General features: G+C 70.3%; 10 protein-coding genes. 7 read left to right on the top strand and 3 right to left on the bottom strand.

Annotated elements, in window-relative coordinates:
• The first annotated feature begins 150 nt into the window (after positions 1-150).
• From HNR30_RS46575 to HNR30_RS46565, 3 genes are read left to right on the top strand one after another with little or no spacing between them, the layout of a single operon-like run.
• Positions 151-921: an ABC transporter permease gene (locus HNR30_RS46575; protein ID WP_181616681.1), complete on the top strand. Its 771-nt coding sequence runs from the start codon at positions 151-153 to the stop codon at positions 919-921.
• Between the two features lie 24 nt (positions 922-945).
• On the top strand, positions 946-2,193 hold the full coding sequence (locus HNR30_RS46570; protein WP_181616680.1) for a sensor histidine kinase: 1,248 nt from the start codon (positions 946-948) through the stop codon (positions 2,191-2,193).
• Complete coding sequence (locus tag HNR30_RS46565) at positions 2,190-2,843, top strand: response regulator (protein ID WP_181616679.1); 654 nt, start codon at positions 2,190-2,192, stop codon at positions 2,841-2,843. Before HNR30_RS46570 ends, HNR30_RS46565 begins: the two co-directional genes overlap by 4 nt.
• A 4-nt stretch (positions 2,844-2,847) precedes the next feature.
• Here HNR30_RS46565 and HNR30_RS46560 read toward each other — a convergent pair whose 3' ends face one another.
• A complete protein-coding gene (locus tag HNR30_RS46560) occupies positions 2,848-4,035 on the bottom strand; it encodes a serine hydrolase domain-containing protein (protein WP_181616678.1) in 1,188 nt (395 codons plus the stop codon).
• Between the two features lie 403 nt (positions 4,036-4,438).
• Between HNR30_RS46560 and HNR30_RS46555 the strand changes: the two genes are divergently transcribed.
• The 4 genes from HNR30_RS46555 (at position 4,439) to HNR30_RS46540 (ending at position 9,802) form a co-directional block, all read left to right on the top strand.
• Entirely contained in the window at positions 4,439-5,284 is an 846-nt protein-coding gene (locus HNR30_RS46555; RefSeq protein ID WP_220134789.1) for a PRC and DUF2382 domain-containing protein, read from the top strand.
• A 426-nt stretch (positions 5,285-5,710) separates the two neighbouring features.
• Positions 5,711-7,390 carry an ABC transporter ATP-binding protein gene (locus tag HNR30_RS46550; RefSeq protein ID WP_181616677.1) on the top strand — a complete coding sequence of 560 codons (1,680 nt, stop codon included), beginning with the start codon at positions 5,711-5,713 and terminating at the stop codon, positions 7,388-7,390.
• Entirely contained in the window at positions 7,387-9,090 is a 1,704-nt protein-coding gene (locus HNR30_RS46545) for an ABC transporter ATP-binding protein (protein ID WP_181616676.1), read from the top strand. The genes HNR30_RS46550 and HNR30_RS46545 overlap by 4 nt, the downstream gene beginning before the upstream one ends.
• Positions 9,091-9,100: 10 nt before the next feature.
• Positions 9,101-9,802: a TetR/AcrR family transcriptional regulator gene (locus HNR30_RS46540; RefSeq protein ID WP_181616675.1), complete on the top strand. Its 702-nt coding sequence runs from the start codon at positions 9,101-9,103 to the stop codon at positions 9,800-9,802.
• Between the two features lie 155 nt (positions 9,803-9,957).
• Here HNR30_RS46540 and HNR30_RS46535 read toward each other — a convergent pair whose 3' ends face one another.
• Together HNR30_RS46535 and HNR30_RS46530 are read right to left on the bottom strand one after the other, a co-directional pair.
• Positions 9,958-10,962 (bottom strand): trypsin-like serine peptidase, encoded by a 1,005-nt coding sequence (locus HNR30_RS46535; protein ID WP_181616674.1) that lies wholly within the window; start codon positions 10,960-10,962, stop codon positions 9,958-9,960.
• Between the two features lie 483 nt (positions 10,963-11,445).
• Positions 11,446-13,107 carry a TROVE domain-containing protein gene (locus HNR30_RS46530; protein ID WP_181616673.1) on the bottom strand — a complete coding sequence of 554 codons (1,662 nt, stop codon included), beginning with the start codon at positions 13,105-13,107 and terminating at the stop codon, positions 11,446-11,448.
• Between the last annotated feature and the right edge of the window lie 763 nt (positions 13,108-13,870).

The raw sequence follows: 13,870 nt of genomic DNA, 5'->3' as shown, positions 1-13,870 counted from the left end.
CAGCGATCAACTCTCCCGGCCAACCCGGCAGGGGCACGATCTTTCAGCAGGACTCAACGTCCAGGAAACCAGAGTGCTCACCTGCCAGGCGGCTATCAACCCTGAAGTCTGCCAAATGGCCGACTTCCTGACTGATTAGGAACCCCTGTCATGTCCATCGCCCACTCCCCCACCGCCCCGGGATCCGCCACGCGGCGGCTGGTCAAGGCCGAGATCACACTCTCGGTGCGCGACAAGGTCGGCCCCATCTGGGGCGTCGTCTGCCCGCTGGTCGTCCTGATCATCCTGGGCAGCGTCCCCGCCCTCAGGGAACCGGTCGAACCGGGCAGCACCCTGGCCGTCTTCGACGTCTACGTACCGGTCCTGGTCCTGTTCAACCTGGCCATCCTGGCCCTGACCGCGCTGCCGAACACGCTGGCGGGCTACCGCGAGAGCGGCGTGCTGCGGCGGATGCGGACCACGCCCGTCGGCCCGGTCCGCCTGCTGGCCGCCCAGCTGGTGGCCAACCTGTGCATCGCCCTGGCGGCGATGGTGCTGTTCCTGGCCGTGGCCTGGGCGGGCTTCGGGGTACGGCTGCCGCAGAACGCGGCCGGTTTCGCGGTCAGCTGGGTGCTGGCGGCACTCGCCCTGATGGCGATGGGGCTGCTGGTCACCGCGCTGGTCCCGGGGCGCGGCGCGGCCTCGGCCGTGGGGACGGTGCTGTTCTTCCCGCTGATGTTCTTCGCCGGGCTCTGGGTGCCGGTCGCCCAGATGCCGCCGCTGCTGCAGGACATCAGCCGCTTCACCCCGCTCGGGGCGGGCATGCGGGCCTTCCAGGACGCCTACCTGGGGCAGTTCCCCTCCGCCGTGCCGCTGCTGACGCTGGCCGCCTACGCCGTCGGGTGCGCGCTCGTCGCGGTCCGCGGCTTCCGCTGGGAATAGACTCGGGCCGGAAGGAGCGGATCCTTGAGCAGCCAGCCCCCCGAGCAGCCTCCGGCTCTTCTGGTCACCGCGGTGCCGTACACCCTGCTGGCCGGCCTGACGATCTTCACCCTGCTCGACGAGCCGGAGCCCGGCGACTCCCCGACGGTCGTCCTCGCCCTGTGCGCCGCGGCCGCGGCGTGGATGCTGGTCATGTTCACGCTTCGCCCGGCCTGGCGGCGGCGCCCCGCGCTCATGGGCGTCTTCTTCACCGGGCTGCTGGTGATCACCGCGCTGCTGGTCGCGCACGACCCCGCGTTCGGCCTGCTCACCCCCGCCCCCTACATCTACGCCTTCACCGTGGTGCCCTGGCCGTGGCGGCTGCCGGCCGTCTCGGCCACCGCGGTGGTGGCCGGTTCGGCCCAGGCTTCCGGGGTGCCGACGGCGACGGGCGGCGGCGTGGTGCTGGTCGGGGTCATCATCGCCGTCAACATCGGGCTCATGGGCGGCACCGCCTGGGTGTTGTGGCTGGCCGAGCAGGAGCGGGCGCAACGCGAGCGGGCCGTGGCCGAGCTGAGCCGCGCCAACCGGCTGCTGGAAGCCTCCCTGGCCGAGAACGCCGGCCTGCAGGCCCAGTTGCTGGCGCAGGCCCGGGAGGCGGGAGTGCTGGACGAGCGCCAGCGGATGGCACGCGAGATCCACGACACCCTGGCCCAGGGACTGACCGGGATCATCGCGCAGTTGCAGGCGGCCGAGCAGATGCACGAGGTGCCGGCGCCGTGGCGGCGGCCGTTCGAGGCGGTCAAGGGGCTGGCGCGCGAGAGCCTGGCCGAGGCGCGCCGCTCGGTCGACGCCCTGCGGCCCGAGCCTCTGGAGAACGGCCGGCTGAGCGAGGCGCTGGCCGAGGTCGTTCGACGCTGGTCGAAGGTGAACGGGCTGGCCGTCCAGGTCACCACGACGGGGACGGTACGGCCGATGGCGGCCGAGGCGGAGTTCGCGCTGCTGCGCGCCGCCCAGGAGGCGCTGGCGAATGTGGCCAAGCACGCCGAGGCGAGCCGGGCGGGGGTGACGCTGTCCTACCTGGAGGGTGAGGTGGCGCTCGACGTGCGCGACGACGGCAGGGGCTTCGACCCGGCTGAGGCCGGGTTCGAGAGTGGAGGATTCGGGTTGACCATCATGCGGCAGCGGGTCGAGGACCTGGGCGGCACGCTGCGGATCGAGTCGCGTCCCGGTGCGGGCACCGGCGTGTCGGCCTGCGTACCCGCGCGGGAGGCCACGGTGAGCGACCGATGAACGAACAGCCGGTCCGCCTGGTGATCGCGGACGACCATCCCGTCGTCAGGGACGGGCTGGCCGCCATGTTCGCCTCCGCGCCGGGCTTCGAGGTGCTGGGCCAGGCCGGCGACGGCGCGGAGGCCGTCCGGCTGGTGCGGCGGCTGCGCCCGGACGTGGTGCTGATGGATCTGCGCATGCCCGGCACGGACGGGCTGAGCGCGATCACCGAGCTCACCCGGCTCGGGCTGACGGCTCGCGTGCTGGTGCTCACCACCTACGACAACGACAGCCACGTCCTGCCGGCGATCGAGGCGGGCGCGACCGGCTACCTGCTCAAGGACTCCCCTCGCGAGGAGCTCCTGCGCGGCGCGCGGGCCGCGGCCAGGGGCGAGACGGTGCTGTCGCCCTCGGTCGCGGCGCGGCTGCTCAGCCGGGTGAGGAACCCCGCGCCCCAGCTGCTCAGCCGGCGCGAGCTGGAAGTGCTGCAGCTGGTGGCGGCGGGCAACACCAACCGGGAGGCGGCCGACCGGCTGTTCATCACCGAGGCCACGGTCAAGAGCCACCTGCTCAACCTGTACGCCAAGCTCGGGGTGAAGGACCGCGCCGCCGCCGTCACCGAGGCGTTCAACCGGGGCCTGCTCGTGCCGCGCGGCCCCGGCCAGACCTGACGCGTCAGCGGCCGTCCGGCCGGGGCGGGCAGAACTCGGCCTCCAGCACGATCCGGGACATGTCGAGCGAGTTGTGCTCGCCGTACCTGTCGATGGTCACATGGGTGGCGACCATGCGCCTGGCGTCGCGGGTGCCCATGGCGAAGGAGAACCCTCCGGTGATGGCGCCGCCGATGCCCCAGACGTCGACACCGCACGACAGCTTCCATGAGAAGACGCCGGTGCCGTACGTGGTGCCGGGGATCCAGGTGTCCTTCCAGGTACCGTCCGGCAGCCGGATCCCGGTCTTGACCATGGTGAACATCTCCCGTTGCTGAGCGGGCGGCACAAGCGTGCCGCGCAGCAACGCACCGGTGAACCGGTGCAGGTCGCCGACCGTGGAGACCATACCGCCGGCCGCCCACCCGGTGGTGGCGCTCTGGTCGGTCACGTCGTGAACCTTGGCGCCGGGGTCGGTGACGAACAGGGTCGAGTAGTGCCGGGGGTGCGGGCCGAAGATCTTCGTCTCCTTGCCGGGCAGGTACGTCCCGGTCAGGCCCAGGGGGCGGACGATTCGCCGCTCGATCTCGCCGGCGAGAGTCCTGCCGGTGACCTTCTCCACGATCATCCCGGCGAGGATGTAGCCGGTGTTGGAGTACACGAAGCCGTCGCCTGGAGCCTCGAAGGAGCGCGGATTGCGCAGGCCGATCTTCACCAGCCGCTCCGGCGTGTAGGCGTCGTAGCGATGCTCCAGCCAGGCGGGGCCGGAGAGCTTGGCGAATTCCTCCCGGTCGTTGCCGTAGTTGAAGATCCCGCTGGTGTGGTTGAGCAGGTGCCTGACGGTGATCGCGCGGCCGTCGTTGCCGTTGCCCTTGACCAGGCCGGGAAGCCACTTCTCCACGCTGTCGTCGAGGCTCAGCCTCCCTTCGGCCGCCAGCTGCAGGACCACGGTGGCGGTGAACGGCTTGGCGGCGCTGCCGATGCGGAAACGCTCCCGCGGATGGCGCTTGCGGCCGGTCCGCAGGTCGGCCACGCCCGCGGCGCCGAACCAGCGTCCGCGCGGGTCGCGGACCTCGGCCACCATGCTGGGCGCACCGCCCGCGGCCACGGCCTGGTCGAGCGCCTTCTGGACCCGGGCGTGACCGGAGTCGGCAGGTGCGGCGAGCACGGCGGTGAGGAGGAGGGCCGCTGTCGAGGGGAGGTAGGAGGGCAAGGCGCTTCCTTCCGGTTATTCACGATAGTACGTGTTTGGCAATGGCAAAACGCTACTTTGCCTTTCTCGTTAACGCAACTAAAAAGTGCTGATGTAGCGCATATTTGCAATGAAAATGCCAGCAAATGCAAGACAGAGAGGAATAACTTGCAATGACTGTCGTCGAATGCAAGCCGGATGGACCGTTGAGGGCGGACGTTCGACAGGTCGAGCGCCGAAGAACAGCCGCGACGGCGGCTCGCGGCGGACCCGCCGGATACCCACGCCACGCCGCAACCCGCTCGGCGTTTCGTCACTATCTGACCGCTTCTGAGTGCCTAACGCATAGTTTGCACCACAACGCGGCAACTGGTGATAGCCCCTCACCCACCTCGGGCAGTGGACCTGGTGACCACAAGGGGGGATGAACGTGATTACCCAGGAGCAGGTCAGCGACCTGATCGGTTCGACGGTCTACGACGTCAACGGCGACAAGGTCGGCGAGGTGAAAGCCGTATACCTCGACGACGAGTCCGGCCGGCCCGAATGGATGACCGTCCGGACCGGATGGTTCGGCATGCACGAGTCGTTCGTACCGCTGAGCACCGCCGTCCGCCGCGACGACCGGGTAGAGGTCAGTCTCGAGAAATCCCACATCAAGGACGCACCTCGCATCGACGCCGCAGGCGGCCAGCACCTGTCAGCGAAGGAGGAACAGGAGCTCTACCACTACTACGGGATGTCCGCGGGCCCCCGGAGCCACTCCACCGGCATGGTCCCCGGCCAGGGAGGCGGACCAGGCGCGGCGATGCCCGGCCACCCGGCCTCCGGAACCTCCGCGGGCCTGGCTTCGGTCCCGGCCCAGGGAGTCACCGGCGACGGGATGGACGCGCCGTCCGAGGAGAGCGCGCTGACCCTGTCGGAGGAGCGCCTGCGCGTCGGAACCGAGAGCTACGAGAGCGGCCGGGTACGGCTGCGCAAGTACGTCGTCACCGAGGAGCAGCAGGTGACGGTGCCGGTCACCCACGAGGAGGTGCGCATCGAGCGCGAGCCCATCGCCGAGGCCGGCCGTGGCCAGGCTCTGCACGATGTGAACATCGAGGAGGCCGAGACCGAGGTGGTCCTGCACGCGGAGCGCCCCGTCGTCGACACCGAGGCCGTGCCCGTCGAGCGCGTCCGCCTGGTCAAGGAGGACGTCACCGAGCAGGAGACCGTCTCGGGCCAGGTGCGCAAGGAGCACCTGGAAACCGACGGCGACCTGCCCACCTGATCGCCGCCGCCGCGGCGAGCGTGGCCGGGCTGTGTGGTCGCCGATGGACCGCACAGCCCGGCCACCGCCCTGACGTCACTGTGCCGGTACGGCGGAGCGGAGCCCGTCTGTCGCCACCGAGAACCGCTTGAGCACCACCGCGAGCACGTGCTGGCGGCGACCAGCCCGCAGCCCTGGCAGACGAGAAGGCGAGGAGCGCCAGTGCGGCCGGTGGCCATATATCGGACCATGGTTAGGCAAGGCTTGCCTATTCACGAGTGCTTGTAACAAAATCGAACCCGTGCTGAACGGATGTGTGCCGCGGCCTCACGACTTCGCCGAGCGTCACCGGGCGACGGGCCACCGGCGAGACGAGACGCGGTGGACCCGCCCCTGCCCAGAGCCCGACGCCGCGCCGAAGTTACGCCCTGCGCTGGAGGCGCTGCGATGAGCGATCTCGTGGCTCTCATGTCACCGATCCGCCGGCGCCTGATCACCGCGGGCCTGCTGCACGTGGTCTACGCCCTGAGCGCGCTGGTCCCCTTCGTGTGCGTCGCCGAGCTGGCCCGGGCTCTGCTCGGCTCCACCGGCGCCGCCCCGTGGACGATCGTGGCCATCGCGGCCGGTGCGCTCCTGGTGCGTTTCCTCGCCTTCGGCGCCTCCGGGGTGATCTCCCACTTCGCCGACGCCGACCTCCAGCTCCACCTGCGGCGCAGGCTGGCCGCCAAGCTGTCGGCCGTGCCGCTGGGCTGGTTCACCGAGCGCAACTCCGGCCAGGTGAAGAAGGTCCTGCAGGACGACGTGCGCGAGATGCACCATCTCGTCGCCCACGCGCTGCTCGACCTGCTCGCCGCCGCCATCACCCCGATCGCGGCGCTCGCCTACCTGCTGTGGGTGGACTGGCGGCTGACCCTGGTGACCCTGCTGCCCATCCCGCTGTTCGCCGCCGCCTTCGCCGTCATGATGCGCGGGTACGGCGAGCAGATGCGCCGCTGGGGCGAGGCGACCGCCAGGATCAACGCGGCCGTCGTCGAGTTCGTCCAGGGCATCGCCGTCGTCAAGACCTTCGGCCAGACCAGCCGCTCCCATGAGCGCTTCGCCCGCGCCGCCGACGACTTCGCCGACTTCTTCGGCGCCTGGGTGCGTCCGATGCTCCGGCTCAGCGGCCTCAGCACGGCGCTGATCGCACCGCCCACCATGCTGCTGGTCACGCTGGCGGGCGGGGTCGTCTTCACCGCCCAGGGCTGGATCCAGCCGGTCGACGTGCTGCCGTTCGTGCTCGTCGGCGTGGGGCTGACCGCGCCCTTCCAGCTGCTCGACGCCGGTTCGATGCAGCTGCGGCAGGCGGCGGAGGCCGCGAGCCGGGTGGCGGCCCTGCTGGCGGAACCCGTGCTGCCGGAGCCGGAGACGCCCCTCAAGCCCGACGGCGCCCGGGTGGAGTTCCGCGGCGTGGGCTTCTCCTACGACGGGAGCACCCGGGTGCTGGAGGACATCGACCTCACGCTCGAACCCGGCACGCTCACCGCGCTCGTCGGGCCGTCCGGGTCAGGCAAGTCGACGCTGGGCCGGCTGCTGGCCCGCTTCTACGACGTCGGCACCGGCGAGGTGCTGGTGGGCGGCCGTAACATCAAGGAGATCGGCTCGGCCGAGCTGTACCGGCACGTGGGCTTCGTCTTCCAGGACGTGCAACTGCTGCGCGCCTCGATCGCGGACAACATCGCACTCGGCAGTCCGGCCGCCGGCCGTACGGACATCGAGAAGGTCGCGCGCGCCGCGCAGATCCACGAGCGGATCGAACAGCTCCCGCGTGGCTACGACTCGGTGATCGGCGTGGACGCGCATCTGTCCGGCGGCGAGATGCAGCGGGTCTCCATCGCCCGCGCGTTGCTGGCCGACGCGCCCATCCTGGTGCTCGACGAGGCGACGGCCTTCGCCGACCCCGAGTCGGAGGCCGCCATCCAGGACGCCCTGTCGACCCTCATCGCCGGGCGCACGGTGCTGGTCATCGCGCACCGGCTGCACACCATCACCGGCGCCGACCAGATCGTGGTGCTCGACCACGGGCGCGTCGCCGAGATCGGGCGGCAACCGGAACTCCCGGCCTACGTGAGGCAGGCACTTCGATGATCAGACAACTCCGTGCGGTTCTCGGCTCCCGCCTGCCCCGCCACCTGGCCTGGCTGGTCCTCTACGGCGTGCTCCAGGGCGTCACCTTCGCGATGCTGGTGCCGGTGCTTCGTGCCCTGCTGTCAGGCGAGCCCGCCGGCGGGTGGCTGGCCGCCTTCGCGGCGGTGGTGGCCGCCACCGCGCTCGCCTACTACGTCCAGTCCATGTACGGCTACCGCACCGGGCTGGACGCCATGCGCGGCCTCTACCATCGCCTCGGCGACCACGTGGCCGCGCTGCCGATCGGATGGTTCAGCTCCGACCGCGTCGGCCGGCTGAGCCAGCTGGCCGGCAAGGGCGTCATGGACGTGATGCGCATCCCCGCCCACATGCTGCAGGTCGTCGTCAACGCGGCCGTCGTCCCCCTGACCGTGCTGGCGTGCATGTTCGTCTTCGACTGGCGGCTCGCGCTGGCCGCGCTGGCCACGGCGCCGGTGATCTGGCTGGCCTTCCGCTGGACCGGCTCACTCACCCAGCGCAACGACAAGGCGATGGACGACGCTGCCGCCGAAGCCACCGACCGGGTGGTGGAGTTCGCCAGGCAGCAGGCCGTGCTGCGCGCCTTCGGCCGGGTCGGAGAGGGGCACCGGCTGCTCGACGACGCGCTGATCGAGCAGCGGCGGGCGCTGCGTTCCATGCTCAGAACCGCCCTGCCGGGGCTCGGCGCGGTAGCGCTGACGGTGCAGCTCGCCTTCACCGTCGTCCTGATCGCGGGATGCTCGCTCGCCCTCGGCGGCACGCTCGCTGCGCCCGAGCTGATCGGCCTGCTGGTCCTGGCCGTACGCTTCACCGAGCCCCTGCTGACCGCCGCCGACGTGGCCGCCAACCTGCGGCTGGCCCGCGGCAGCCTGTCGCGCATCAACCAGGTCATGGCCGAGCCCGCCCTGCCCTCCGGCGCGGGCGCGACCCCACTGGACGCCTCGATCGAGCTGTCCGGCGTCTGCTTCTCCTACGACGGCCACCCCGTGCTCGACCAGGTCGGCTTCACCGTCGCCCCGCGCACCATGACCGCCCTGGTCGGACCCTCCGGCTCCGGCAAGACCACGATCACCCGGCTCATCGCCCGCTTCTGGGACGCCGGCTCCGGCTCCGTCCGCGTCGGCGGCCACGACGTGCGCGACTACCGGCCAGAGGAGCTGATGGCGCAGCTGTCCATCGTCTTCCAGGACGTCTACCTGTTCGAAGGCACCCTGGAGGACAACATCCGCCTCGGCCGCCCGGCCGCGACCGACGAGGAGGTACGGCAGGCCGCCCGGCTCGCCCGCGTCGACGAGATCGCCACGCGGCTGCCCGACGGCTGGCAGACCAGGGTCGGCGAGGCGGGCGCCACCCTCTCCGGCGGCGAACGCCAGCGAGTCTCCATCGCCCGAGCTCTGCTCAAGGACGCGCCCATCATCCTGCTCGACGAGGCCACCGCCGCCCTGGACCCGGAGAACGAGACAGCCCTCGTGCAGGCACTCACCGCCCTGACCAAGGACCGCACCCTGCTCGTCATCGCACACCGGCTGCAGACGGTCGCCGAAGCCGACCAGATCGTCGTCCTCGACCGCGGCCGGGTCGCCGAACTGGGCACACACGAGCAACTGCTGGCCGAAGACGGCAGGTACGCTGCCTTCTGGACGGAACGCGCCAGAGCCCAAGGGTGGCGGCTGGCCGGATAGGAGCGCACGCATGGCCGGGCAGCAGTGGCGGGTGCTCGGCCGTCCGCGTGGCCGCCCCGCCAGCATCACCCGCGCCGCCATCGCCGATGCGGCGTTGGCCGTCGGCTTCGAGCACCTGACGATGGCCGCCGTGGCCGACCGCCTCGAGGTCAGCCACTCGGCCCTCTACCGCCACGTCAGGAATCGCCACGGCCTGGTCATGCTCGCCGTCGACCGCGCTCTGCAGCGCGTCAGCTGGCCCTCCCCCACCGGCTCGTGGCGAGCCGACCTGGAGGCGCAGGCCAGGGCGTTGTGGGGCTTGCTGGAGGGGCATCCCGGGTTGATGCGGGAGTTCCTCAAGCTGCGCGGGTTTCCACGGGAGATCATGCTCAGGTTCGGCTCCGCCGTACGGCAGCTGGTCGAGCACGGTTTCGCGCCCGAGGAGGCCTTCCTCGCCGTCGACACGGTGTTCGACCTCACCATCGACGTCTTCACCCGTGGCGAGCAGCTGGACGCACCGGCCCGGGACGAGCAGCTCGACGCGCCCGCCCGAGACAAGCAGCCGGACGCCAGCAGCGTACGCGAGGCCACCGCCGGCGCCTGGGCCGACGCCGTGGGGGCCGAGCTCGCCCCGCTCATGCGGCGGGCCCTGGCGGAACCCGCCGCACTGTGGTTCGAGCGCAAACTCGCGCTCGTCCTGGACGGCATCGCCGCCCGCCACGACCGTTCTTGAACGGCGCCTGAGCGACGCGATGCCCGTCCGCGACGGGCGGCGGCAGCGCGTCATGATGAACGGCTCGCGGTGAACCGCACCGCCTCGGCGAATGCACAGATCAGCTGCTCTGCCCGGTCGCCAAGGCCGTACGCGATCGCCGTCGGCCCCGAGGGTCAGATGATCGTGCCACTCGCGATGTTACGCGCCGCCGCGAAGGCCTCGGCGGTCTCGGGGCCGAAATGGGCCGAGACGCTGGTGTCGAACCGCCCGTCGCCGTCGAGATCCGACACCCCGATGGTGAGCCCGTCGAGATACCCAAGACGGGTGGAAGGCGAGTAACCGCGCAGCCAGGTCGTGCCGAGCGAGTGGGTGAAGGGGCTGTCCACCCCGACGAGCTGATTCCCGATCGCGAGCCAGGTCGCCGCGAAGGTCGTCCCCGCCGCCCGCTCCAGGTCCTGCCCGCCGTACGGCACGTCGCCGCCGGGATGAGCGCCGGAGGGAAAGCCGAAGAGTTCACGCGTCGAGCCCAGCGGCTGGTTGAACGCGAGCCCCTGCGCGCCCACGTTGTCGGCCAGCCGCCCGGCGTCCACCAGCGCACCATCAGCGGCGAGGGTGACGCCGTTCCACACGGTCGTGAAGCTCACGTCCCCGTCCGGGTCTCGCAGATCCTCGTAGCTGTAGGGCGTGAAGCCCTGCCGACCGACGTAGAGCGCGGGCGACGCGCCGCCCGGGACGAACGCCCACTTCCACAGCGCACCCATCGGCGCCTCACTGTCGATCAGGCAGTGCCCGGCGGTGGCGACCGTGTTCCTGTAGGTGCTCCGCACGGAGACGCCCGCGCACCAGTGCGGCTGCAGGTCGCTGCCGATGAAGTACACCTTGCCGACCGTCGGCGGCGCCTCCCCCTCGACCGGCTGCAGCGGTTGAAGCGGCGGCATGAGGGCGGGCTTTCCAGCGGGGGTGAAGTCGGGCGCCCGCTGCGCGACGATCGCGCTCCGCACCGTGTACGGCGTGGCGGCCCGCAGGTTGGCCCCGTCGTCCGCCAGCCAGAACCTTGCGACGTCCTGGGCGACCTCGGCCGTGTTGGCCAGCCGTACGGCCGCGACGGCGGCTTCGGCGGGCGTGGCAACGACGACGGCCGAGCCGGCGAGGGCTAGAGCGATCAATGCACGCTTCATAGGCGATCTCCCTTTTGTCCGGAAGTGAACACCAAGATCGTAATTGCATGCAGCAGGGAAGTATAGATCATATGTTCGATAAAGCGATGGGGTCTGCGGGCACCCAAGCCCGGCGGGCAGGCCAAGCCGACGGGGCGCCGGCCGAGCGGCCGAAACCACGAAGGTGCCGCAGCCCGATCCCGAGCCGCAGACAAAGCCGAGGTTCAGGACCTGTGCCGAAGCCAACGCGAACAGCTACGGACCCTACGTTCGCGGGAAACGTCCGCGGCGGTGACGGGTGGTCTGCGTGCTGTGCCAATTTCTGCCCATCGGCTCGATGGTCGTCTTGCCCTGAGAGGGAGGCGGCTCCAATGGCACCCTGGAGCCGCCTCCCGGCAAGAGGTTCACTACCGCCGCGCTGCTGGAAGCGCAGCCTGCATCCGGTTCCTCGACGAGCAGACGACACCCTCGAATGGTCAGCCATCGAGGCGCCGGACACCTCCCCTAGCGAACGAACTCCCTGATCACACGAGGCAACGCGGCGTCCAGTCCAGCCACGTTCAGCACCCCATCATCCCCCGGCTCGCCGATGGTGTGCCCTGCCGCGGTCATCGCGGAGACCACTACCCGCGCGGCGGAACCGACCGACGACCGGTAGGCGTGCAGCGCTTGCGAGGCGTGGCTCTTGCCTGCCCACGTCTCCCCGTCGGTGAAGACCACGATGCCGTCCACGTTCATGCGCTGCTGGAGTGCCCACGTGAACGGCAGCGACAGGTCGGTGCCGCCGCCCGAGGGCTGCCAGGAGGCGATCTCGCGCAGGTTCGTGCGCGGCGTCACCTTCGACGCGTGGACCGAAGTGTCGACGTCGATGACGTGAACGTTGCCCTTCTCCACGCGGGCGAGCATGACGGCCATGGCGTTGCCGACCTCGTACGGCGAGCCGATCGGCGAGCCGCCCACCGTGACTCCGCCACCCCAGCTCATCGACCCGGACGAGTCGACCGCGACGAGCAGCCGCTTGCCGGACGGCTCGACGGCACCGAACGCGAGCTCGTACGTCTCCTCCAGCGCGTCCGTGATGGCCGCGACCGGCTGCCACGTCTGGCGGTCGGCGCGCCGGTTCGGCTGTGCCGTACCGGAGCCGTAGACGCGCAGCGCGAGCCAGGCGTCCATCGGGTGGATGCGCGCCTTCACGATCGCGTCGGCGTCGGTGAGGCGGGCGACAGCACGGGAGGTTGCGTCACCCATCGGCTTGAGCGCCCCCAACCGGGTCATGCGGGCCAGGTTACGGATGAGGGCGGTCATACCGATCGTGTCGACCAGCGCCTCCCACACCTTCGGCTCCTTCAGCATCGCGTCCGGCAGGAACTCCCACGGCACCCGCGCCTCGGTCACCACGCGTACGGCCTGCTCGACCGAGGTGACAGCCTTCGCCGTCAGGAACCGGTCGATCGCGGGCAGCTCGTTGCGAGCCTCGGCGTCGGAGACGTTCCCGGCGATCCACCCGAACAGTGTCCGCCGCTGCCCGGTGTCAGCCTGCGGGTGAGCGATCCGCAGCACGTCCCGCAGATCGAAGGCCTCGCCCTGCGGAGTCTTCCGCTGGCGGGCCTTGACCGCCTTGAACGCCACCCCGTCCGCGTCACCCTGCAGGAACCACGAACCGAGCGCCGTACGCAGCGAACGCCCGACACGCGGCGCCGTACCCCGGCCGGTCGGCTTGCCGCCGAGGTTCTTGTAGTAGCCGAAGAACTGCGCCAGATGGTCAGTGGTCCGGGCCACCTTCGCCAACGCCGCCTTGGCCGCCTGGCGCGTGTCGGCGTCGCCCTGCGCGTACGCCGCGGCGAGCGCGAACAGCGCGGGACGCTGCTTCGGAGCGCGCGGCGGACGAGCCGTCGAGATCTCGGTGAGCAGCGCGACCACGCGCGGCCCGTCCTCGGCGATCGCCTGGAACAACACGCCGGCGTTGTCCGCGGTCAGCCTGTCCTCGCCGACGTAGTAGGTGCCGCCCGTGGTGCCCAGGATGAGGAAGTCCTCCAGCTTGGTCCACAGGTCCTTGTCGAAGACGTAGCCGCCGGCGGCGTTCTTCACCTGATCGGTCCGGCCGGGGATCGGCTGGGTCTGCGGGGTCGCGATCATCGAGACCGCGGCGAGAGGGTCACGCGCCATGGTGATGCTCCTTTGTTCGACCCGCCCGGAGGCGGATATGACGAAGGGAGCGGATGTGTGAGTGTCCACCGGCGTTAAAGCAGTCGATCTCCCCAGGCTGAGCTACCGAAGCCGAAGCCCCGGCAGGATTCGCACCCTGCGACAACCTGGTCCCGATAACCGATGAGACTTCGACCCGCTCCCCCGCTCGTCAGCCCTGCCAGCGGCACGGATGTGGGAGACCGGCCGGATGCCCAACCAACTGGGCGACGGCCCCTTGGGGAGGGGCCGGGAGGAATCGAACCTTCGATAACCGAACGGATTCGACCCGTACCTCTGGCAGCGCTGACGAGCGATCAGATCTGGAACTGGCGCGGATATGGGGACGCCCACCGGCCTTTTTGGTGCTCTACCCATTGAGCTACGTGAGCCGAAGCCCACGGCGGGACTCGAACCCGCAACCGCCCCATTAACAGTGGATAACCGACGAGACTTCGACCCGTGCCAGCACCAGACCTGACCAGCCATTCAGCCTCTGAAGGAGCGGATGTGAGGGTGAACACCGGCTGTATCAGTTGAAGATAACCGATGGTCTTCGACCCGTTCCTTCAGGGCTTCAAGCTGCTTCTTACGCTACCGATTCGCCGGACGCGTCACATCCCATTATTGGGCGCACTGTGAAACGTCAGGCTATCGCCCCGAGAAATGGCCTGACATCGATCCGACTGCGTCTGGCTCGCTGACCGCGGCTTCCAGGCATGACTTCGTGCAACAGATCGCGGCG

This window comes from Nonomuraea soli (assembly GCF_013761175.1).
Taxonomy (GTDB): domain Bacteria; phylum Actinomycetota; class Actinomycetes; order Streptosporangiales; family Streptosporangiaceae; genus Nonomuraea; species Nonomuraea soli.
The sequence above is the reverse complement of the archived record's forward strand: the minus strand, read 5'-3'. Positions and strand labels throughout refer to the sequence as shown.